The 22508-nt window shown below is 74.6% G+C and carries 11 protein-coding genes; 6 read left to right on the plus strand and 5 right to left on the minus strand.

Annotation, left to right across the window (positions count from 1 at the left end; genetic code table 11):
- Positions 1-34: 34 nt before the first annotated feature.
- Positions 35-655 carry a glutathione S-transferase family protein gene (locus WMF14_RS03400; protein WP_437798741.1) on the minus strand — a complete coding sequence of 207 codons (621 nt, stop codon included), beginning with the start codon at positions 653-655 and terminating at the stop codon, positions 35-37.
- 25 nt (positions 656-680) lie between these two features.
- Positions 681-1352, minus strand: a complete 672-nt coding sequence (locus WMF14_RS03405; protein ID WP_437798742.1) for a glutathione S-transferase family protein — start codon at positions 1350-1352, stop codon at positions 681-683.
- Positions 1353-2115: 763 nt separating this feature from the next.
- On the opposite strand from WMF14_RS03405, the gene WMF14_RS03410 reads away from it, so the two are divergent.
- Positions 2116-2697, plus strand: coding sequence for a GNAT family N-acetyltransferase (locus WMF14_RS03410; protein ID WP_437798743.1), 582 nt, complete (start codon positions 2116-2118; stop codon positions 2695-2697).
- A 152-nt stretch (positions 2698-2849) separates the two neighbouring features.
- On the opposite strand, the gene WMF14_RS03415 is transcribed toward WMF14_RS03410, so the two are convergent.
- Both WMF14_RS03415 and WMF14_RS03420 read right to left on the minus strand, forming a co-directional pair.
- Entirely contained in the window at positions 2850-3341 is a 492-nt protein-coding gene (locus WMF14_RS03415) for an N-acetyltransferase family protein (RefSeq protein ID WP_437798744.1), read from the minus strand.
- A 37-nt stretch (positions 3342-3378) separates the two neighbouring features.
- Complete coding sequence (locus tag WMF14_RS03420) at positions 3379-7695, minus strand: tetratricopeptide repeat protein (protein ID WP_437798745.1); 4317 nt, start codon at positions 7693-7695, stop codon at positions 3379-3381.
- 382 nt (positions 7696-8077) lie between these two features.
- On the opposite strand from WMF14_RS03420, the gene WMF14_RS03425 reads away from it, so the two are divergent.
- From WMF14_RS03425 to WMF14_RS03445, 5 genes are all read left to right on the plus strand, one after another.
- On the plus strand, positions 8078-8677 hold the full coding sequence (locus WMF14_RS03425; RefSeq protein ID WP_437798746.1) for a peptidyl-prolyl cis-trans isomerase: 600 nt from the start codon (positions 8078-8080) through the stop codon (positions 8675-8677).
- A 56-nt stretch (positions 8678-8733) separates the two neighbouring features.
- Positions 8734-9030 (plus strand): polyhydroxyalkanoic acid system family protein, encoded by a 297-nt coding sequence (locus WMF14_RS03430; protein ID WP_272097713.1) that lies wholly within the window; start codon positions 8734-8736, stop codon positions 9028-9030.
- A 329-nt stretch (positions 9031-9359) separates the two neighbouring features.
- Positions 9360-14132, plus strand: a complete 4773-nt coding sequence (locus WMF14_RS03435; protein ID WP_437798747.1) for a hypothetical protein — start codon at positions 9360-9362, stop codon at positions 14130-14132.
- Positions 14129-20131: a hypothetical protein gene (locus WMF14_RS03440; protein WP_437798749.1), complete on the plus strand. Its 6003-nt coding sequence runs from the start codon at positions 14129-14131 to the stop codon at positions 20129-20131. The genes WMF14_RS03435 and WMF14_RS03440 overlap by 4 nt, the downstream gene beginning before the upstream one ends.
- A gap of 262 nt (positions 20132-20393) precedes the next feature.
- Positions 20394-20810 carry a YkgJ family cysteine cluster protein gene (locus WMF14_RS03445; RefSeq protein ID WP_272097716.1) on the plus strand — a complete coding sequence of 139 codons (417 nt, stop codon included), beginning with the start codon at positions 20394-20396 and terminating at the stop codon, positions 20808-20810.
- Between the two features lie 37 nt (positions 20811-20847).
- On the opposite strand, the gene WMF14_RS03450 is transcribed toward WMF14_RS03445, so the two are convergent.
- A complete protein-coding gene (locus WMF14_RS03450) occupies positions 20848-22485 on the minus strand; it encodes a phytoene desaturase family protein (RefSeq protein WP_437798751.1) in 1638 nt (545 codons plus the stop codon).
- Positions 22486-22508 lie beyond the last annotated feature (23 nt).

Genomic DNA, 22508 nt, shown 5'->3' on the forward strand with positions numbered 1-22508 from the left:
GATCGAGCATTCGCCCGAGGGGCGCGCCCCGCTCTCATCCCAGGGGCAGATCCACCCAGCGCTCGAAGCCAGGCCGGCGCTTGATGCGGCCGTACCACGCGTCGACGTGCTGCAGCGCGGGCCGCTCGGTCTTCAGGTTGTACCACCGCTGCGCCGCGACCCCGAGCGGGATATCGGCGAACGTGAAGTACTCTCCCGCGGCCCACGGGTGCCGCGACAGCTGCCTGTCGAGGATCCCCAGCGCGGCGAGCGTCGACTTGCGCGCTGCCTCGATCGCGGCCTGATCGCGGCGCTCTTCGGGCGTGCGCACCAGCTGCACCAGGAGCGTCCGGATCGGGGGCCACAGGGTCCCGAACTGCCAGTCGGTCCAGGCGTCGGCGCGCGCCCTGTCGGCGAGATCGCTCGGCTGGAGCGGCGGCGACCCGTAGCGCGAGAACAGATAACGCACGATCGCGTGCGACTCCCAGAGCACCAGCGGGCCGTCCTCGAGCGTCGGAACCAGCCCGTTCGGGTTGAGGGTGAGATAGTCGGCGTCCTTGACGCGACCGAACGTCCCGCCGGCGTCGATGCGCTCGAAATCGAGCTTGAGCTCGTCGAGCGCCCAGAGGACCTTCTGCACGTTCGAAGAATTCTTGTGACCCCAGAGCTTCACCATGATGTCCCTTGTCCCTCGGCGCCGCTCAGGCGGCCGTCGTCGCCGGCTTCACGAACTTCGCGAAGCGCTCCACGTAGAACTCGACCGGATTCTGGATGGCGCGCACCGCGGGGCGCGCCTGCACAGCCTCGATCCACGCCCGGAGCCGCGTGAGCTCCGCGGGGATGGAGAAGTCACGGAGGCGGCCGACCGCCGACAGCCGCTCGAACCATGGATAGAAGGAGAGATCGACGAGGCTGACCTCGGCGCCGAGCCAGTAGGGCCCTTGGCCGGACGATCTCGCCAGCGCCTCCCGCTCGATGAACGCGAGCACGTCGCCGAGCGCCTTGCGCCCCTCCGCCTCCTGGTCCCGGTTCTCGGCCCTGAGCAGCTGGGTGAACGCCGGCACGAGGCGCGTGTTCGAGTAATCGATCCAGATCCTCGCCTGGGCGCGCCTGCCCGGCTCCCTGGGCAGGAGCCGCGGCTCGGGGAAGACCTCCTCGATGTACTCGTTGATGATCGCCGACTCCCAGATGCGGTGGCCCTCGTGCTCGATCGCCGGGACCTTGCCGTAGAGCGAGGCGTCGACGAACGCCCGCGGCTTGTTCTGCAGATCGACCTCGCTCAGCTCGAAGTCGATCGCCTTCTCCTGTAAAACGAGCCGGGTGCGGTGGGCGAAGGGGCACGCCTTCGCGCTGTAGAGTCGCAGCTTCGTCATCCTGTTCTCCTTGATGGCGTGCGCCAGGCGAAGAGCTCTCCTGCTCTCAGGCAGGGGGTGTGCTCAGCTCACGGGCCGTCGTCGTGGCAGAGAGCAGGGAGCGTGCCAGAGCGCTGTTGCAGGAACGGATCGCAATCGTCCGCGCCGGCCGCGCGTTTGCTGCGACGGAAGCAGGGATTGCTGGTGATGTGCTGCGGAGGCAGCAGTGAATCCGGCGTGGGAAGGCCGCTGCTGATCGAAGGTCGACTCCTTGTCGAGTACCCGGGAGACGTCGGGCCCCTCGGGACGAGGCGTGCTCAGATCTTCATCCTTCCTCCTCGTGTCATGGTTCGCAGTCCGCGCCACCTCAGCCAATGGCACCTCTGCTCGAGCGGTCATCCGTCGTCCACGCGCGGGCGTGGAGGAGGATCTCCTCCCGGTGTGCGGGAAGGCGCGCTGATGTTTTCCGCCTTACTCTTCTATGGCGGACATTAATCTGTTATGGCGGACATGTCAAGCCGCTCCGCGGCAGCGTCGATGCCCTCGGCAAGAGGTGCGTGGACCGACGTGCAACGGCGATGCTCGCTGCTGTGGCGAGGGATTGGCCGGATGTGCGAGGCATGTCGTCGTTGTATGCTGCGTGGCGTGACGACTGCTCTCCTCGACGCCGGAGCACACCAGGGTTCGCAGGGTCCGGGGCGTGACCATCGCGTGGTCCGATGGCCTGGACAAGACGGTGTTGTCGTCGTCAAGCGCATGACGGCGACAGGCAGGGAGCGACGCGATGACAGGTGAACGCCCGCCGGACCGCATCCTGACCGCTCGGCTGACGCTGCGAGCGTGGCGACCGGAGGATGCGCCTTTGATCAGGGGAGCGATCGACTCCAGCCTTGCGCACCTGCGGCCCTGGATGCCGTGGGCCGTGCACGAGCCCTCCTCCATGGAGGCGACCGCCGCGCTCCTGGAGAAGTTCCGGGACGACTTCACGGCGGGACGCGACTTTCATTATGGCATCTTCACGCGCGACGAGCGCGACGTGCTCGGGGGCACGGGGCTCCACCCGCGGATCGGCCCGGGCGCGATCGAGATCGGCTACTGGCTCCGGGCGACGGCGACGCGCTGCGGTTACGCGACCGAGGCGGTGGCAGGCTTGACCCGGGTCGCGCTCGAGGAGCTCGGCGTGAGCCGCGTCGAGATCCGCTGCGATCCGCGGAACACCGCGAGCGCCGCCGTGCCCCGGCGGCTCGGGTACCGGCATGTGACGACGCTCGAGGCGAACGCCCTGACGCCCACGGGCGAGCCGCGCGACACGATGGTGTGGGCGCAGACGGCCGCGGAGCTCGCGGGGTCGAGCCGGGGAGGCTGAAGCTCATGAGTCCATCCCCCTCGGCCAGCGCCCCGGGAGCGCCATCGGATTCGGAGGTTCGGATCGAGGAGCGGCCGATGCGCCGATAGCGGGGTGGCCGATGCGCCGATAGCGGGGTGGCCGACGCGCCGATAGCGGGGCGGACGCCGCGATCACTCGAGCTCGAGCGTCATCTCGATCATCGTGCGGCGAAAGCCGAACCGCTCGAACAGGCGCTGCGCGGCGGCGTTCTGCGTCGCGGTGTGGAGCACGATGCGCGGCGCGCCCAGGGCCCGGAGGCGCGCGATGACGGCCCCGAGGAGGATCGCGCCCGCGCCCAGCTGGCGCGCGGGCTCGGCGACATAGATGTCGTGGAGCGCGCCGCAGGTGTCGAGGAGGCTGTTCCAGTCGCGCGGCTCCCGGCGGCCGTAGGCGTAGCCGACCAGCGCCGGCTCAGGGCCGGCTCGCTCGGCGACCACGATCGCGGCGTCGGGGTCGCCGAGCTCCTTCGTGAGCCATCGCTCGTAGCCGGGCTCGAGCGGCTCCAGGCACATGAAGCGGTGCGGATCGAGGGCGTGGTGCAGGCGGACGAGCTGCGCGGCGAAGCGCGCCACCTCGGGCATGTCGGCGCGCACCGCGAGGCGGGCGTTGACGGGGGGGATCATCCGCCAGGATAGCCGAGCAGCGGCCGCTCGCTCCGCCTCAGCGACCCTTCCCGGCCCCCAGGCTCTCCAGCGCCTGCTCCGCGTCGCGCCGGTAGGCGTTGTCGGTCGGCGCCGTCTCCAGGAAGCGCTCGTAGTGGTGGATGGCCTTCTCGCGGTTGTTCGCAGCGCGGAGCGCCTCGGCGAGGAGGAAGTGCGCGTCGAACAGCCACGGCGGGGTCGAGCGGTCCGGCGCCTCGCCCAGGGTGACCGCCTGCTCCATCTCGCTCGCGGTCCCGGCCCGGTTGCCGCGCGACGCGTAGATCTTGCCGAGGCGGTAGTGCCACTCGGGGACCTTGTCGTTGGCCGCGATCGCCTTGCGCCACGCCTCCTCCGCGGCCGCCCAGTTGCCCTGATCCTGGTAGCAGAGCGCCATCGTGGCGTAGGCCTCGTAGCGGGACGGCCGCTTCTCCAGCGCGATCTTCAGATCCGCCAGCGCGTCCCGGCTCGCCCCCTGCTTCTGCAGCAGCACGCCGCGCTGCCAGTACGCGTCGCCGAGCTCCGCGTCGAGCTCCAGCGCGCGCCTCAGCGCCATCTCGGCGCGCGCGGTCTGGGCCGTCTCGTTGGCGCCCCAGCCGACGTACAGGTGGTACTCGGCGCGGTTCGGGTCGAGCTCCGCGGCACGCTCCAGGAAGCGCAGCGCCTCGGCCATGTTCGTGCCGCGCACGAGGAGCGCGCGGCCGAGGAAGTGGTTCGCCTCGGCGGAGTTCGCGCGATCCTTGAGCACGTCGCGCAGGATCGGCTCCGCCTGGCTCGCGTGGCCCGCCATGACCTGGGTCGAGCCGACGCGCAGCTTCAGATCGATGTCGTTCGGCGCCTTGCGGAGCGCGTCGGCGTACATCTCCAGCGCGCGCTCGCTCTGGCCGGTCTCCTCGAACAGGAGCCCGCGCTCGAGCGCGAGGCCCGGGTAGTCCTTGTCGGCCGCCGTGACCTTGTCGAAGACCTTCGCGGCGTCCTCGAACCGGCGCAGGCGACGGTACGCCACGCCCAGCTTGAACTGGCTGCCGAGGTCGTCCTCCTTCGCGAGCGCGAGCTCGAGCTCCTGCCGGGCTTCGTCGTAGCGCCCTGTCTGGAGCGCGACCTCCGCCTTGGCCTTGTGCAGCGCGGGCAGGTCCGGGAACTTCGCCGTCGCCTCCGACAGCTTCTCCGCCGCCGCCTCGTTGCGGCCCATGCTGGACAGGAGCGACGCCAGCGCCACGTAAGCGTCGACGACCTCCGGGAGGTTCTCGGTCGACTTCACGGCGTCGAGGTACGCCTGCTCCGCGTCCTTCTTGTTGCCGAGCGCGAGCTCGGTGCGCCCGAGCCAGTAAGCGACCTGCGGGGCCGCCGCGTGGGTCTTCTGCAGCTCCTTCAGGAGGTCCTTCGCCTCCTTCATGCGCTCCTGCGCCAGCCAGGTCTTCGCCTTGCCGAGCTGCGCGGCGAGGTTCTTGTCGTCGGCGCGGGCCGCGGCCTCGAAGCGCGCCTGCGCCTCGGAGTAGCGGCCCGACCGGTAGAGGACCTCGCCGTTGCCGATCAGGGCGCGCACCGCCTGCGGATCGAGCTTCACCGCGGCGGCGAACGCCTGCTCCGCCGCGCTCATGCGCGACTTCGCGAGGTGGATGGCGCCGAGCAGCGTGTACGCGTCGACGATCTCGGGGTCGCTCGCGGCGGCCCGGATCGGGCCGTCGCCGGTGACCTTGCCGAGCAGATCGAGCGCCTCTTGCTCGCGGCCCGGGGCCTGCCAGAGCAGCGACGCGATCAGGGTGCGGGCCCCGACGTGGTCGGGCGAGGCCTCGAGCGCGCCTCGGGCGCTCGCCTCGGCCCCCGCGGCGTCCCCGGCGAGGATCTGCGCCCGGGCCAGGCCGTAGAGCGTGCGCGCGCTCTTCTGGATGCCGCTCGCGTGCTGCCACGCCGCGATCGCCTTGGGGGCGTCCTTGGCGGCGAGCTCGATCTCGGCGGTGAGGACGGCGAGGTCGATGTCGTCCTTGAGCTGCGCGGCGAGCGCCTGCGCCGCCTGCCGCGCGCGCGGGAGCTCGCCGCTGGCCGCGGCCTGCGCCGCGGCGGCCAGGGAGAGCAGGTCGCTCGGATGGGAGCTCGCGAGCGTGAGCATCTCCTTGCCGAAGGCGTCGTCGACGGTCCGGTGCCCGAAGCGGATGCTCCGCGCGAAGGCGATGTACGCGGCGTAGGCCATGGTCGGCCGGTGGCGCGGCGCATTGCCGCGCGCGGCGTTGGCGTCGTTCAGCGCTCCGTTGGCGGCCGACGCGGTGTCCTTGCCGAAGGCCGCCTGGGTCCGCTGGCGGAGCTCGGCGAGCGCCCCTTCGTGCGCGAAGGCGTTGAGCCGGTCGCTGATGAGGTTCACGCCGAAGGCGCCGACGTCCGGAACGAGCGCCAGCGCGCCGCCGCTGACGGCGGCGACAGCGAGCGCCGCCACGACGTAGCGCTTGATCTTCGACTTTTGCGGCGGTGCTTCCGTGGTCGCCGCGGGCTTCGCGACCTGCGCCTCGGGACCGGCGCTCAGGTCGCCGATCTCGGTGCCCGCGCCGGTGAGGTCGACCTCGTCCCCGACGCTGGGGTGCGGCTCGCTGAGCTCGATGCCCCGATCGTCGGCGTCCGCGGGCGATTGCGTGAAGTTCCCGGAGCGGTCGGACGGATCGTAAGGGGCGGGCGCGGCGCCGGGGGCGAGCTGCGTGACGCTCTCGCCGAGCGCGATCTCGTCGCCGAAATCGGCGACGCCGAAGCCTGCGTTGGGCGAGGCGCCGAAGCTGATGGTGGGCGCGGCGCGGACGTCGGAGGGCGGCGCGGCGCCGAAGCCGGTGGTGGGCGCGGCGCGGACGTCGGAGGGCGGCGCGGCGAGGAAGTCGGCGGGCGGCACGGCGCCGAAGTCGACGGGCGGCATGGCGCTGCTGCTGGGCGGCTCGGGCGCTGCCTGCGGCGGGAGGGGGCGCGGTCCGGGCGCCTGGAATGCGGCGCCCACGCGCGAGTCGTCGTAGTCCGGCGGGGCCTCGTCGAAGAGCTCGGCGCCGACGATGGTCCCCGGTCCGGCAGGCGAGCCGGCACCGGTGGCCTTCGTGGGGAGGGCGGGGCCGGCGGCCTTCGTGGGGAGGGCGGAGCCGGCGGTCTTCGTGGGGAGGGCGGGGCCGGTGGCCTTCGTGGGGAAGCCCGCGGGGGCCGGGGCGGGGAAGCCCGCCTGAGCCGCGGCCGGGAGCCCGGCGCGAGCCGGCGAGGGAAGCTGCGCGGAAGCCGGCGTGGGCAGGCCCGTGTTCGAGAACGGAGCGGGCATGCCGATGACGGCCGGGGCCGAGCTCGGCAGATCGCCGGCGACGATGGGCAGGTCGCCCGAGGACGCCGAGGGCAGCTCGGAGTCGCCGTCGCCCTCGAGAGGCAGCTCGAGCTCGCCGAAGCCGAACGACATGGAGCCGCCGGTGGAGCGCGCCGGAGGAGCCGGGGGCGCGTCGTCGTCCAGGTCCCCGAAATCGTACTCCGGGGCCACGCGCGGGGGCGCGTCTGCCGCACCGCGGGTGCGCCCGCGCCCGAGCGGCTGCGTGGCGGCCCCGGCGTTTCGCGCGCCGAGCCCCGCGTCGCGCGCGCCGGGCCCCGAGGGGGCGCCCGGCGTCGACTCTCGCTCGCCGAACCCGAGGGTGCGCCGGCTGCTCGGAGGATGCGGCTCGACCCGCGCCGGCAGGTCGGCCCCGGAGAACGCGGTCGGCGTCGCCGGGGCGGTGCGGGACTCCGCGCGCGAGCGCGCCGGGAGCGCCGACGCCCCTGGCGCATTGCCGTAGACGACAGGCAGATCGTCCGGGTTGAGCCCCTGCACCTCGACGTCCGTCGGGCTCGGGAGCTCGACCATGAGGTCGATCTCGCCAAAGCCGCGCCGCTGCGGCACGGTCTTGGCGTTTCGCCGATCGGACGGCGCAGGGCGATCGGGGACGTCCGGCAGGCCGATCTCGCCGAAGACCTCCGGCCCCGGGGGCTCAGGAGGCGGCGCGGGAGGCGCGGGCACCGCGCGGCGCGGCGGTGTCGGTACCGGCGCCGGCGCTGGCCCCGGGCGCCGTGGAGGCACGACGGCGGGGAATGCGACATCCTCCGGAGCCGCCACGGGCAGATCGGCGTCCTCGGGCCCCGCCGGGGCGCTCCGCTCCGAGAGCTGAAGACCTCCCGCCCCGGCCCGCGGCGGGGGGGTGGGCACAGGCGTCGGCGCAGGCGCTGCGCTCGCGCCCCCCTTGGTCACCAGCAGGCTCGTACCGCACTTCGGACAGCGCATCCTGAGCCCCGCAGGGGGGACACGCTTCTCGTCGACTTGGTACGGCGATTTGCACCCGTCGCACTCGACCTTGATCATGCTTCCCGACCCGATGCCGGCGCCGCGAGTGCCTTCGCAGGCGCCCCCACGCTCGTTCGGCCCGCGAAAGGCCGGGATGCCCCGACATCCGCTCTCCTTACTAGCAGGGGTTGTGGTCCTTGGATCGCCTCTTCTTCCGGCTGCCCTCAAATCGGCGACTTCCTCGGGCATATCGCGTGCTTGGTCCGGAAGCAGGAAGCGGACGGCAAGCGGACAGCACGCGGACGGCAAGCGGACAGCACGCGGACGAGGGGCGGCCGGGGACGGAGGCGGATGGAGGGACGCGGGGGCGGCGAGGGAGCGGCGACGCCGTCCGGCAGGCGGCGCGTCGCCATCGCGGCCTCGCCAAGCGTCCTCCACCTGTGCTAACGCGCTGCCGCCCATGCAGCGCTCGACGGCGGTCATCTACACGCTCTTCTTCGCGGGCGCGCTGGCGTTCGTCATCACGAACGGCGGCTCGAAGGGGCGCGGCGCGGCCAGCGCGCCCGCCGACGCAGGCGCCGACGCCGCCGACGCCGCCGCGGCGCCTGCGACGACCGCGTCGGGCGACGGCGACGCGGGGAGCGACGCGGGCGCAGAGGACATCGTCCAGGAGAGGGGCCCCGAGCCGGCGGGGCGATCCGACGCGGGCGTCACGCTCCTCTCGGGCGAGGCGCCGCCCTCGCTGCCGGCCGAGGCGCCGAAGAAGGTGCGCTTCGGCGTCGTGCTGATCCAGTACCGCGGCGCGCAGGGCGCGGCGCCGACCGCGCGCTCCAAGGATGCCGCGCTGGCGCTCGCCCGGGAGCTCGCCGAGGTGGCCAAGACGGACTTCAAGGCCGCCATCGAGAAGGGCGACAAGGGGTCGACCGACGACCTCGGCTACATCCCGCGCGGCGTGCTGGAGCCCGCGCCGGAGTACGAGCTGTTCAGCCTCCCCAAGGGGGGCGTGAGCGGCCCTGTCGACACGCCGCGCGGCTTTTGGATCGCGCGTCGGATCGAGTAAGTAGAGCGTACCGCGCGCGGCGCGTCGCCGCGGACGCGAACGAGTGGAGATACCGCATGGCGACGATCGACATCCGCCGGCAGCACGCGCTCACCAAGGACGAGGCCAGGAAGCGCGCGGAAGAGCTTGCGCGGGGCATGGAAGACAAGCTCGGCATCCAGTGGCGATGGGACGGCGACGTCATCCGGTTCGAGGCGCCGGGCGGCGCCGCGAAGGGAACGAAGGGCCTCGTGCGCGTCGAGGCGTCCGCTGTCCATGTCGAGATCGACCTCCCGTTCCTGCTGAAGGCGATGAAGGGCATGGTCGAGTCGAAGGTCAACGACAAGCTCGACGCCGTGCTGGGCAGGGCCTAGCTCGCGGGCGGGCGACCTCCTCCCTCTCCCGCGCGCCGCGGGGCCCGCGAGCGCGCCCACCGTTCTTCGCTTTCCGGTGGTTCCGGCGGCGCACGCGGTCGACCAGCGCGCTCCGCGGATCTCCTCGCCGGGCGCGGGGCGCGCGCACATTCGTGTCCGCCGCTCGACCCACGGATCGCGCGCGGTCTGGCGCTCGACCGGGTGCCCGACGCTGTTCGAGCCCGCTCCCTGCCCGGCGCGCTTTACTCCGTCAGGTTCGGTTCGCTACTCTCCGCCATCGTCATGCGGTGCGCACAGATGAGACCCCGTTCGGAGGCGTCGCGAGCGAGATGACGGTTCAGGCACCCGAGGGGCAGGCCGAGAGCATGACGGCCCTGATCGCGCGGCTCCGCGCGGAGCAGGGCGAGCAACCGGAGCGTCAGCTCCAGGCGCTCTTGCTGCACGAGCTGGGCGCGCTCGAGGAGGCGCTCGGCGAGGAGCCCACGGCGGCGCGCGACTACCTCGCCGCGTTCAACGCGGATCCGCAGTTCCGCGAGCCGCTCGAGGCGCTGGTCCGCATCCTCACGCGGCGCAAGTCCATCAAGAACCTCGGCAAGCTGCTCGACGCGCTCACGCGCGCCGCGGCCACGCCCGAGGAGCGGGCGCGCTCGTTCTGGGAGCGCGCGGCGTACCTCCAGGACCACGAGCAGAACCTCGCGGCGGCCAAAGAGGCGCTCGAAGAGGCGGCGCTCAGCAACCCGGAGGACGCGACCCCGTGGCTCGAGCTCGAGCTCATCGCGGCCAAGGAGGGGGACCTCGCGGGCCGGATGCGCGCCCTCGAGGCCCGCGCGGAGCTCGCGACGGACGCGACGTGGAAGGGGCTGCTCTTCATCGAGCTCGCCGACCTCGCGGCGGCGACCGAGAACGTGGAGCGCGCCTACGAGCTGCTCGACGCGGCCGCCGCGCTGGAGGGGCGGGCGCGCTTCAGGTCGCAGCTCGCGCTCGAGGTCATCGCCCGGCGCGAGGAGGACCTCGGCGCGCTCGCGCGCGCCCTCGAGGGGCAGGCGGAGCTCATCGCCGACGCGCTCGACGACGAGGCGAGCGGCGACGCCAACGGCGTCCCGCGGCACATGCGCAAGCCGGAGCACGCGGCCGACGCGTGGCTCCGCGCCGCCGAGCTGACGCAGCGGGCCGGGACGGGCGGCTTCGCGTCGCTCCTCGAGCGGGCCGCGGAGCGGCTGCCGCAGTCGACGCTGCTCGGCCGGGCGCGCATCGCCGCGCTCGAGTCGGCCGGCGAGGCCGAGGCCGCCGCCAGCCTGGCCAAGCAGGAGATCGCGCGCGGCGCGAGCGGGCCCGGCGCCGCGGCCCTGTGGCTCCGCGTCGCCGAGGCGGCGGCGCTCGCGAGCGATCGCGAGGCCGCGCTCGCGGCGCTCCGGAGCGCGCTCACGGCCGACCCGCAGTGCATCCCGGCGCGCGCGCTGGAGATCGATCTCCTCGGAGACGGTCAGGACCCGTCCGCGTTCGCGGCCTCGCTCGAGGCGACGGCGGCCTCGTACGCCAGCGACGAGGCGAGGGGGCGCGCGATGCTCCTCGCGGCCTACGTCTGGGCGGTGCGGACGGACGACGTCGGCGCGGCGAAGGCGGCCCTGTCGCAGGCGGGCATGGCCGGCGTCCACCCGGGCGTGCTCGCGCGCTTTGGCCGGTCGTTCGCGGCGCTCCGCGGCGACGCGGCCTGGTACGAGGAGTCGACGAAGCGGCTGCTCTCGACCGGCGTCGACCCGGCCGAGAAGGCGAGCCTGTGGTTCGAGATCGGCCGGAGCCGCCTCCTCCGCGGGGACGCGGACGGCGCCGAGGGCGCCTTCGCCGAGCTCGCCAACGCCGGCGCGGACGACGGCGCCACGCCGAACGCGTGGCTCGGGCGGGCGCTCGGCGCCTTCGCTGTCGATCTCGTCCGCAGCCGGCGCGAGCGCGGCGACGAGCCCGGCGCCGCTGGCCCGCGGCGCTCGCCGACGGTCATCGAGGCGCTCGCCGAGGTCGAGGGCGAGGAGACCGCGCGCGGGCTGTGGCTCGTCGCCGCCCTGCGCAGCGCGCGCGGCGGCGATCTGGATCGCGCCCGGAGCCGGCTCCGCGCGCTCTTCGAGCGTTCCGCGGACGACGAGGTCATCGCGGTGTTCCTGGCCGAGCTCCACCGGCGCGCCGGGAGCCACACCGCCGCGGCCGCGACGCTCTCGGCCTGCGCCGCGGCGATCGACGACGCCGATCTCTCGGCGGCGCTGCACATCGAGGCGGCGATCCTGCTCTGGCGCGCCGGCGAGCGCGGGCGCGCCGTCGAGGAGATCGAGGCGGCGCGCGGCAAGGCGCCGCGGGCCGGCGCGACGGTGCTCACCTGGGCCCTCCGCGGCCACGAGGCGAGCGATCTGGAGAGCCGGCGCCGCGCCCTCGAGGTCGCGGGCGAGGCGGGCGAGGACCCGGCGGCGCTCGCGCTGTCGCGGTTCGGCCTCGAGGTCGGCGCGGCCGAGGGCGGCGACGCCGACGAGGCGCTCGCGACGCTCGAGGCGCTGGAGTCGCAGGCGAGCGACGATCTCGCCCTGGCCGCCGCGCTCGGGCGGCTCCTCTGGCAGCCGGCCCTCGAGCAGCGGAGCGCCGTCGAGCGCGCGCTCGACTACATCGAGGAGCGGGGCGACGGTGCCGCGACGATCGCGCACGCCGAGCGCTTCCGCCTCGCGCGCACCCTGGACCAGGATCGCGCGAGCACCGCGGCGCGCGCGGCGGCGTGGGCCGCGGCCGACCCGAGCCCGCACGCCGAGCTCGAGTGGCTCGGCGCCGCGCTCGGCGCCGAGGACCGCGAGGCCGAGGTGGCCGCGCGGAGCGCGCTCGCGCGGCACATGGACGGCGAGGCCCGCGCCGCGATGGAGGCCTCGGCCGCGATCGTCGGCGCGCTCGACCAGCCGAACCTGCCGCGGCCGTTCCTGACGGGCGAGCACGCGCCCGCGCAGCTCGCCAACCTCGAGCTCGCGCTCCCCGGCTGCGATCCGCGGCGCCGCGCCGCGGCGCTGCACGGGCTCGGGGACGCGCTCGGCGAGGACGCGCAGCTCACCGCGCTCGGCCTCGCGGGCTGGTCGGACTTCGCGGCCGGGGAGCACGAGCGCGCGCTCGCCGCGTTCCGCACGGTCGTCGAGCGGCGGCCCGACGACGTCGCCGCCTGGGAGGGCGTCCGCGCGACGTCCGAGGCGCTGCGCGACCCCGTGTCGACGGCGCTCGCCTCGGCGCAGCTCGGGGCGCTCTGCAAGGACGACGCGCGCGGCGCGGGGTTCTGGGAGAGCGCCGGGCTCCTGCTCCTCCAGCACACCGAGGCGCACGACGACGCGGAGATCGCCTTCGATCGCGCGTTCTCGCGCGACCCGCGGCGCGGCGTCGCCTTCGACCGGCTCTTCCGCCGGGTCCGCGCGCGCAACGAGGACGATCGGCTGCTCGACATCATCGAGAGGCGGCTCGGCGTGGCGGACAACGACCTCGAGCTCTGCAAGCTGTTCTGGGAGCGCGCGCGCGTGCTCCGCAAGAAGGGCAAGCTCGACGACGCGCTCGCCGCGCTCGAGAACGTGACGCTGCTCGAGCCGGACCACATCGGCGCGCTGGCGCTCTCGGCCGACATCTCGAAGGCGCAGGGCGACCTCGGCCAGGCGGCCGCCTTCTACGCCGAGCTCTCGCGCGTCGCGAAGGCGCCGGGGGAGCAGCGCCTCATGTCGGGGATCACCGCGGTCGACGCCTACGAGAAGCTCGGCGAGCACGACAGGGCGCTCGAGGTGCTGGTCGGCCTGCACCGGGCCGGGCTGTCGACGCTCGTCGTCCGCGAGCGCCTCGTCCGCGTCGCCGCCCGGGTCGGCTCCTGGGACGAGGCGACGCGCCTGCTCGAGGAGCTCATGGTCGAGCGCGACACGCCCGCGGGGCGGATCGAGGCGGCGCGCCTCGCGATGGCCATCTACAGGGATCAGCTCCGCGCGCCGCGCCGCGCCGAGCGGGCCGTGGCGAAGCTCCTCGAAGAGGCGCCGGACGACGGCGAGGCGATCGATCTCGTCCTCACGACGGACTACGAGCCCGCGTTCCGCACCCGCGTGCTCGGCCGCGCCAAGGCGACGCTGATCCAGGCGCTCGCGGTCGAGCCGATCGACGCGGACCGGGTCGCGCTCCTCGCGAAGATCGCCGGCGCGGGGCAGGACGCGGCGCTCCGGCAGGCCACGCTCGGCGCGCTCGTCTCGCTCGTCCGCATCGACGACGGCATCTCCGCGGAGCTCAGGAAGATCGACGCCCGCGTCCCGGCGCGGCCGCAGATCGCCCTCGACGCCAAGGCCATGGCCGACATCGCCGATCCGCTCGACACCGGGCCCGTCGGCGAGCTGTTCGCGAAGATGGCCGAGACCATCTGCATGGCGCTCGGCCCCTCGCTCGTGTCGCTCGGCGTCGGCAAGAAGGACCGCATCGACTCGCGCGGCGGCCACCCGCTGCGCGTGGCGGTCGCCGAGTGGATGGGGGCGCTCAGCTTCGAGACGGACTTCGAGCTCTACGTCGGCGGCCCGAGCCCCCACGGCGCGACCGGCGTCTATGGCCAGCTGCCGGCGCTCGTGCTCGGCCCCGAGATCACGACGCCGCTCGACGCCGCCTCGCGCTCGGCGATCGCGCGCGAGGCGTTCGCGCTGCGCCGCGGCATCTCGTCGCTCAGGACGCGGGACGACAGCACCGTCGCCTCGCTCGTCGCGGCCGCGTGCATCGAGGCGGGCTTCACGGTCCCGCAGCCGCCCTACGCCGTCTTCGGCGAGGTCTCGCGCGCCATCCACAAGGAGATGTCGCGCGCGACCCGCAAGGCCATCGCCGACGTCTGCCAGCGCATCGTCTCGAGCCAGCAGGACCCGCTCCGCTGGGCGCAGGCCGCGCGCAGGAGCATCGACCGCATGGCCGTCATCGCCGCCGGCGACGTCTCGCTGGTCCTCTCGGACATCCTCAATACCCCGCGCGAGCAGCTCGGCGGTGTCGTCGCCGAGAGCGAGCGGGCGCGCCAGCTTGTCGCGTTCGTCCTCTCGCAGAGCTACCTCGAGCTCCGGAAGAAGCTCGGCATGGGGGTCCGGTGAGCAAGAATCCGCAATCCAAGAGCTCCTCTGGCGGCGGCGGCGACGAGGGCGCGCCGTCGCAGGAGAAGATCACGGTCCCCCCGCCGGCGATGTACGGCGCGGCGGTCTCGGAGGAGGGCGACGTCGAGGAGGCCACGCTCCTCGCGAAGATCCCCGAAGAGCTCATCCAGTCGATCCGCGGCGCCGAAGAGGGCGAGCGCGCCGGCGTAGGCGGCCTGAAGCAGCTGTTCTCCCGCGAGCACGTGCCCGCGCCCGCGAGGCCCGCGCAGAGCGCCGGAGAGAGCGACGCGCTGCTCGACATGCTGTTCGAGGACCAACGCGCCGAGGACGCCGACGACGGGGTCGTGACCTCGGCGCCGGCGTTGCACGGGACGCGCCGGCCCCCGGCGCCCATCCCGCCGCCGCGCCCCCCGTCGCTGCCCCGCCCCGCGGCCCCGCCCCGCTCGGGCAAGCCGGACGACGTGAAGGCGTCGCTCGGCGCCGAGCTCACGCCCGGCGATCGGACGCCCAGGATCCCGCCTCCGGCCCCGTCCGCGAGGTTCACGGCGCCGCGCCCGCAGCCCGCCGCCCCGCCGCCCCCGCTGCCGCCGCCGTCCGTGCGCCGGGAGCCCGTGTTCGAGGAGGACACCGCCGAGCCGGGCGACCGCGCGACGCCCATCCCCGACGGCGGCGACTCCCCGTTCGAGTTCGCGCCGCCCAGCGGCGCCAGCAGCGCCCGGTTCGCGGATGCGTCCGCCTTCGACGACGAGGAGACGCACGGCATCGACGACGAGGAGACGAACGCCCTCGACGAGCCCGGGCCCACGACCCGGCCGTACGCCGGCCAGTCGTCCGCCTCCACCAGCCGCTGGGACCAGGCCGCCGCCGACAGCGATCCCGGCGAGCTCGTGGATGAGTCCAGCCTGCTGAGCGGGCCGCCCGAGCCGACCGATGAAGAGCTCGAGGACGATCTCGCGCAGACGCGCGTCGCGACCCGGAGACCCGACAGCGGCGTCGCGTTCGCGCCGCCGCGGCCGTCGTCGTCGCCGCGCGCGCCGTCGTCGTCGCCGCCGCGACCGTCGTCCTCGTCGCCACGCGCGGCGTCGTCGCCGTCGCGCCCGTTCGCGGCGTCCCACGTCCGGCCGTCGTTCGTGCCGACGTCGTCGACGTCGTCGCCGCGCGCGCCGTCGTCGCCGCCGCCGCGGCCGTCGTCGGCCCGCGTCCCGTCGGCGCCTCCTGCGGGCCCGTCGTCGCCTCCTTCCCTCGCGCCGGAGAGCCTCCCGCCGCTGCCGTCGATCCCGCCGCCCGCCTCGGTGTTCGACGGCGAGCAGGACGCGAGCGCGATCCTCGTCCAGTCGCAGCAGCGCGACGTGTGGGCGGCGCGCGCCGCGTGGCTCCGCTCCGAGGCCGAGCTCATCGAGGACCCCGCGGCCCGGGCGCGGGCGCTGCTCCCCGTCGCCGAGCTCTACGTGATGGCCGGGGAGGACGCCGCCGCCAGCGCCATCGCCGCCGAGGCGCGCGATCTCGCCCCGAGCCTGATCTTCGCGCACCGCCAGCTCCGCGGCCTCCTGATGCGCGAGGGGGATCTGCCCGCCGCGCTCGAGGCGCTGGAGAGCGAGACCCGCGTCCTCGGCACGCCGGCCGCGCGCTGCCACAACCTCGTGCTCGGCGCGGAGCTCTGCCGCATCCCGCTCGCGGATCCCGAGGGCGCCCACAAACGCTTCGAGCTCGCGGCGCGGACGCACCCCGCCGATCCGCGCGCGCACGTCCAGCGCTTCTGCGAGGCGCTCGCCGCGCCGGACTCGGACGCGGCGGCCTCCGCCGTGATCGCGAAGTTCCGCCTCCCCGAGGCGCCCGAGCTCGCGCCGCTCGCCGCGGCGAGCGCTCAGGTCGCAGCGCACCGCGGCGCGGCGCGGCCGGCGCGCGGCCGCGCCGCCTCCGCCACGCCGTACGAGGCGCTGCTCCGCGCCCGCGCCCTGCTTCGCGCCGGCGACCTCGCCGAGGGCCTCGCGAGCCTCGATCCCCTGCGCGGCACCTCGCTCGCGCCCGCCGTCGCGTGGCTCACCGCCGCGCTGAGCGCCGCGCGCAAGGAGACCCGCCCGGCGTCGCTCGGCGCGCTCCGCAGCGTCGCCTCCGGCTCGCACGGCGGCCAGGCGCGCCGCGCCCTCGCGGCGCAGGCGATCGAGCTCGGCGACGCCGCCGCCGTGCGCGACGCGACGCTCGACGACGGCGACGCCGGCGGCGCCTTCTCGCCGGCCGATCGCATCGTCCTCTCGGCGCTCGCCGGCGGCGCCGCGGGCGAGATCGACCCGTGGCTGGACGCCCTCGCCGACGACCCCGAGTTCGCGCCGCTCTGCGCCGCGGCGAGCGCCGCCCTGAGCGACGCCGGCGGCGACGGCGCGGTGGCCTCCGTGGACGGCGCGCCCGCGTCGAGGGGCGCGCGCCCCCTCGGCGGCCCGAGGGCCCGCGCCGCCGCGGCCCTCGGCCGCGCGCTCTCGCGCGAGGCCGTCCCGGCCGAGGGCGGCGTCGACGCGAGCGACGCCTTCTCCCGCGCGGTCGTCACCTACGGCGACACCGCGCCGGAGAGCCCGCTCTTCCGGGCCCTCGCGCTCGAGCTCGATCTCGACGGCGATCGCGGCGCCCGCGTCGCCAGGGCCGTGGCGTCGCTGCGCGAGGTCGCGTCCGAGCGCGACGGCGCGCTCGCCGCCGCCGTCCTCGCCGAGATCGCGGGCGATCAGCGCGCGGCGATGGGCGATCTCGATCGCGCCCGCGCCGCGGACCCGCAGCACGAGGGCGCCGCGCGCGCCCGCGCCGCCCAGGAGAGCGGCGTCGGCGCGGCCCGCATCCTCGCGGAGCACGCGCTCACGCTCGACGAGGGGCCGCGGGCCGCGGTGCTCGTCACCGAGGCGGCGATCCGCCTGCTCGACGGCGGCGACAACGAGGAGGGCGAGCGCCTGCTCTCGCGCGCCGCGCAGATCGATCCGAAGCTCCCCGTCGCGCTCCACCTCGGCGAGCGGAGCGCGCGCGCCCGGGTGGACCGCGACGGCCTCCTCGAGTGGCTCAGGACCCGCCGCGAGGGCGCCGCCGATCCCCTCGAGCGGGCCCACGATCTCGTCCGCGAGGCGCTCCTCGTCGCCGAGGCCGACCCCGCGGCCGCCGCGTCGCTCCTCGAGACGGCGCACCGCTCGCGCCCGCAGGACATCGGCCTGCGCGAGCTCTTCGAGCGGCTCGCGCCGGAGCCGCCCGCCGACCGCGCCTCCTGGCGCGCCGAGCGCGCCGCCGAGCTCCTGCGCGCCCTCCAGAGCGAGGGTGAGGGCGGCGACGGCGGCGGCGACCGCGCCGCCGCGGGCATCGAGGCCGCTCGCCTCGCGCTCGAGGCCGCCCTCGACCACGAGCGCGCCGGCGATCTCGCGCAGGCCGCCGCGTGCGCCCGCCAGGCGATCGCCGCCGGGGACACGGCGCTCGCGCCGATCGCCCTCTACCGCGCGGCCGTCGCGGGCCACGGCACGGGAGAGCTCGTCGACGCCCTGATCCCGCGCGCCCGCGAGGCGGCGGACGCGGCGGAGCGCCTCGACATCTACGAGCGCCTCGCGGAGCTCGACGAGCAAGGGCGCAAGGACGCCGGAAGCGCCCTGCTGTGGCGCCGCTCCATCCTGGAGGAGACGCCGCACCACCTGCCGACGCTCCGCCGCGTCGCCTCCTACCTCATCGGCGAGGGCCGCGACGAGGAGCTCGAGCCGATCGCCCTCGAGATCGCGCGTGTCCTCGACGGCCCGGAGGCGATCGCCCACGCGCTCCTGTCAGCGCGGCTGCGCCTGCGCGTGCTCCCGTGGGAGGAGGCGCTCGAGCCGGTCCAGATCGCGTACAGGAACGAGCCCCGCGGCATCTGGGCGCTGCGCCAGATGGCCGCCCAGGCCCGCGCGAAGGCGGATCACGCCCTCGCGATCGAGGCGGATCGCCAGCTCATCGAGCGCACCGATCGCCCGTCCGAGGCCGCGGCCCTCTCGGTGCGCGCCGCCAGGGACGCCCTGCTGGCCGGCTCGATCGAGGACGCCGTCGCCTTCTTCCGGCACGCGATCACGCTCGTCCCGCACTACCTCGTCGCGCACCTCGACCTCGCCGACGCGCTCGATCGCGGCGGCGACCCGGCGGCCGCCGCCGCGGCGCTCGAGTCCGCCGCGGGCGCGAGCGTCGGCCCCGAGGGGCGCGCGCACTCGCTCTACGCCGCGGCCGTCCTCTGGCAGGACAAGGTCCAGAACGTCGCGCGGGCGCGCGACGTCCTCGAGGCGGTCGCCACGGTCGATCCGTCGTACGCCGACGTCTTCGCGCGGCTCAGGGCCATCTACATCGCCGAGGGGGCGCGCGCCGAGCTCGCCGCGCTCCTCGAGCGCCGCCTCGAGGCGGTGACGGATCCCGCGGAGCGGGTCGAGATGGAGGTCCTGCGCGGCCGGGCGCTCGCCGACGTCGGCGACGCGGCGGCCGCGAAGCGCGCGCTCGCCGCCGCGCTCGACGCGAACCCCGATCACGTCGAGGCCCTGTCCGCGTTCGCCGACGTCTGCGCCGGCGAGGGCGACTGGGCCGGCGCCGAGCAGGCGTGGATCCGCCTCGCGCGCCTCGTGCCCGAGCCCGCGAAGCAGGTCGCGATCTACCTCCGCCTCGGCGAGCTCTACGACGAGCACCTGCCGAACGCGGAGCGCGCCGAGCTCGCCTACCAGGAGATCCTGAAGCGCTCGCCGGGCGACGTGAGCGCGCGCGAGCGCCTCGTCTCGCTCTACAAGCGCGCCGGCGACGGCGCCCGCGCGCTCGAGCAGCAGAACCTCCTCATCAACGCCGCGGAGGCGCCCGAGCAGAAGTGCCGCCGCACCGCGGAGCTCGCCGAGATCTACGAGGCGATGGGGGACGCGAAGAAGGCCGAGGCCACGCTGCTCACGGCCCGCAAGACGTGGCCGAAGGACGACTTCGCGCTCGGCGCGCTGGCCCGCTACTACCAGCGCACCGAGCAGGCCTCCGCGGCGGCGACCCTGCTCGATCGCGCGCTCGCCGACGCGCGCCGCGCGCTCAACACCGGCCGCTTCGAGCCCTACCTCTTCTCGACGGTCGCGACGGTCGCGGAGCTCCGCGGCCGCGCCGGCGCCGCGAGGATCGCGCGCGCGACGGTCGACGCGCTGGACGGCCGCGACGCCGCGATGGGCGGCGCGGGCAACGCCGCCGGCGCGGCCCGCCTCGACGCCCACCTCGCGCCGGAGCTCATGACCCCGGCGTTCCGGGAGCTCCTGCTCAAGACGGGCCCGCTGCTCGACGCCGCGGTGCCGTTCGATCTCGACTCGATCCGCGCGACGCCGCTGCCGCCCCAGCACGCCGAGATCACCGATCTCGCGCGCGGCGTCGGCGCGGCGTACGGCCTCCCCAACCTGCAGGTCTTCATGACGGGCGCGCTCGGCGCCGTCTGCGTGCCGGCGTCCACGAGCCCGCCCAAGATCGTCCTCGGCCAGGCCCTCGTCACCTCGCCGCGCGAGGACGTCCGGCTCGCCCTCATCCACCGCGCCGTCAAGATCCTCCAGACCAACGCCTCGGCCTTCTCGCGGACGGCGCCGATCGATCTCTGGCCGCTGCTCGCGGCTTACCTGAAGGCGTTCGTCCCGACGTGGTCGCCGCAGGGCGCCGACGCCGGGCGCCTGCGCGAGTACCACGGCCGCATCGAGCGGGTGATGGCGGGCGGCGTGGATCCGAAGATCAGCGTGCTCGCCGCCGACGTCATCGGCTCGATCGGCAACCGCGCCTCGACGTTGAACACCGCGATCAACGGCTGGGGGAACCGGGCCGCGTTCCTCGCCGTGGGCGACATCAACGTCGTCCTCACGGGCATCGCCTGGTCCGGCGGCAACACGAACGCGCCGCCCGCCGCGGGCAAGGACCGCGTCACCTGGATCGGGCGCAACGCGGAGGCGCGCGACCTCATCGTCTTCGCCGTGAGCGACGGCCTGACCGAGGCGCGGGAGCAGCTCGGGTTCAACGAGTGAAGGCGGGCGGGCGCCCGTGCGCTCGCCTTTGCCCGCCGCCCGCGCCTCATCGCGTCATCGTCACACCGTCATCGCGCATCGCGTTCCTGACGCGTTCTCATCGCGTTCCCATCGCAGGATTGCACCGTGGCGCTATGTTGAGCGCGCGTCGTGGCGAGCACTTCGCCGTCGCGGAGGTCTGCTCGGCCGCGTATGCTCCGCTGCCCGCCAGCGAGCGCTCGGCCTCTCCGCCCGACATCGGCTGCACGTCCCCCCACGATCCATGACGACGACCCTCAAGGCCAAGCCCCGCGTCTCTTACGATTGCTCGAAGTGCCCTGCGTACTGCTGCTCCATCTACGAGCGGGTCGAGGTCACGCCGCGCGATCTGCGGCGGCTCGCCCGCCATTTCGGCCTCACGCTCGAGGCCGCCGAGGCGCGCTTCACGAAGCGCTACAACGAAGAGCGCATCCTCCGGCGGCAGTCGGATCCGGTGCTCGGCCGCGTCTGCCGCTTCCTCGATCTCACGACCCGCGGCTGCACCATCTACGAGGCCCGGCCCGAGGTCTGCCGCGATTACCCGGGCAGGCCGCGGTGCGGCTACTACGACGTGCTCCAGTTCGAGCGGGAGACGCAGGACGATCCCGACGTGATGCCGCTCGTGCAGATCACGTTCCGGTCCAGGACGCCGGCCGGTTAGCCGTCGATAACGCGGCTCGAGCGCGGCTCGCGTCCCCTCACGTCCACTCGGGCCGCTCGTCGCCCGTGTCCGCCTGCGCCGCCGCGCTCGCCTTCCTCCGCTCGTGAAGCCACTCCTCCGGCCGATCGGCGGGGTAAATCCGCAGCGAGCCGTCGGCCGGCCCGAGCAGATCCTCCGTGCGCGCCGCGCCCGTGATCCGCTGCGCGGCGATGAGGCCCGACATCGCGGCGCCTGCCACCCCGTGGCTCAGCGTGCTGGCGCCGCACTGGTACAGCCCCGGGATCCTCGTCCCGATCGAGAACGACAGCGGGCCGAGCTGCCACCTCGTCTTGGCGGTGCCGTAGGCGGCGCCGCGGTGCGAGGCGCAGTAGAAGTCGTTGGTCAGCGGCGTCGCCACCGAGCGGAACACGAGCGCGCGCGAGATGCCCGGGATGACGTTCTCCGCCGCCGCGATCATCTGATCTCCGATCGACTCCTTGAACGCCTCGTACTCCGCCCCTCGCTCGCCCGTGCGGGTCTTCTCCCAGCGCGTGAAGGGGCCGTGGGGCACGAACGTGAACATCTCGATCGTGTGGTGGTTGCCCCGGGTCGGGTGGCCCGGGTCCTTCAGCGTCGTGATGGTCAGGAACAGCCCGTCCACCGCCCCGCTCGGCAGCTGGTGCTCCATGCGCTCGTAGAGGCGCCCCACGTCTTGCCCGCGGTACCACCAGTAGTTGCCCGAGTCGTAACCCATCGACCGGAGGTCCATGTCCACCGCGCAGAACACGCTGAGCAGGCTCACCGAGTACTCCATCCGCTGGACCTTGCGGCGCTCGCGGGCGGTCAGCTCGGGCGGCAGCAGCTCTCCATAGGTGATCGCCGGGTCCGCGTTCGAGACGACGCTCGCCGCGCGCAGGACCTCTCCCCCCTCCAGCTCGACGCCGGCCGCTCTCCCTCGCTCGACGAGGATCCTCTTCACCCGCGCGCGCGTCCGCACCTGCCCGCCGAGCCGGCGAAGGGCCCTGATCATCGCGAGCGGGATGCGCTTCGCGCCCCCGCGCGGGTAGTACCCGCCGTCCATGTAATGGCAGACGATCCCCGCGTGGACCGGCAGCGCCACGCGCGACGGCGAGAGGCCGTGATCGCCCCCCTGCGCCGACAGGAACGCGCGCAGCAGGGGATCGCGGATCGTCGCGTCCAGCAGATCCTCCTGCGTGCGGAGGCCCCAGCGCACGAGGCTCGGCACCTTGAACGGCGCGAGCAGCACCCTCGGGAACTCGAGCGTCTCCTCGAGGCGCCCGAGATCGTCGTTGACTCCGCGCAGCACACGGAAGTACCGCGCTATCCCCGCGGCCTCGCGCGGGAACCGCGCCGTGAGCCGGGCGATGAGCCGATCGAGGCCCTTGGGCACGTCGAGCCGCTCGTCGCCGATGATCAGGTGATCGAGCCCGTCCGGGTTGAGCTCGCAGAACTCGAGATCTCCCGAGAGCCCGAGCCCCTCGTAGAGCCGCCGCACGGCGCCCCCCGGGCCGAGCCCGCCGATATAATGGACGCCCGGGCTGAACAGATACCCGTTCAACGAGAAGCTGTGGGTCCACCCGCCGGGGAGGTAGTGCTGCTCGACGACGAGCACCTTCTGCCCCGCGCGCGCCAGCGCGAGCGCCGCAGTGAGGCCGCCGGCGCCCGATCCGATCACGACGGTATCCGCGTGCCGCATGA

The organism is Sorangium sp. So ce693, from assembly GCF_051521375.1.
Taxonomy (GTDB): Bacteria; Myxococcota_A; Polyangia; order Polyangiales; family Polyangiaceae; genus Sorangium; species Sorangium atrum.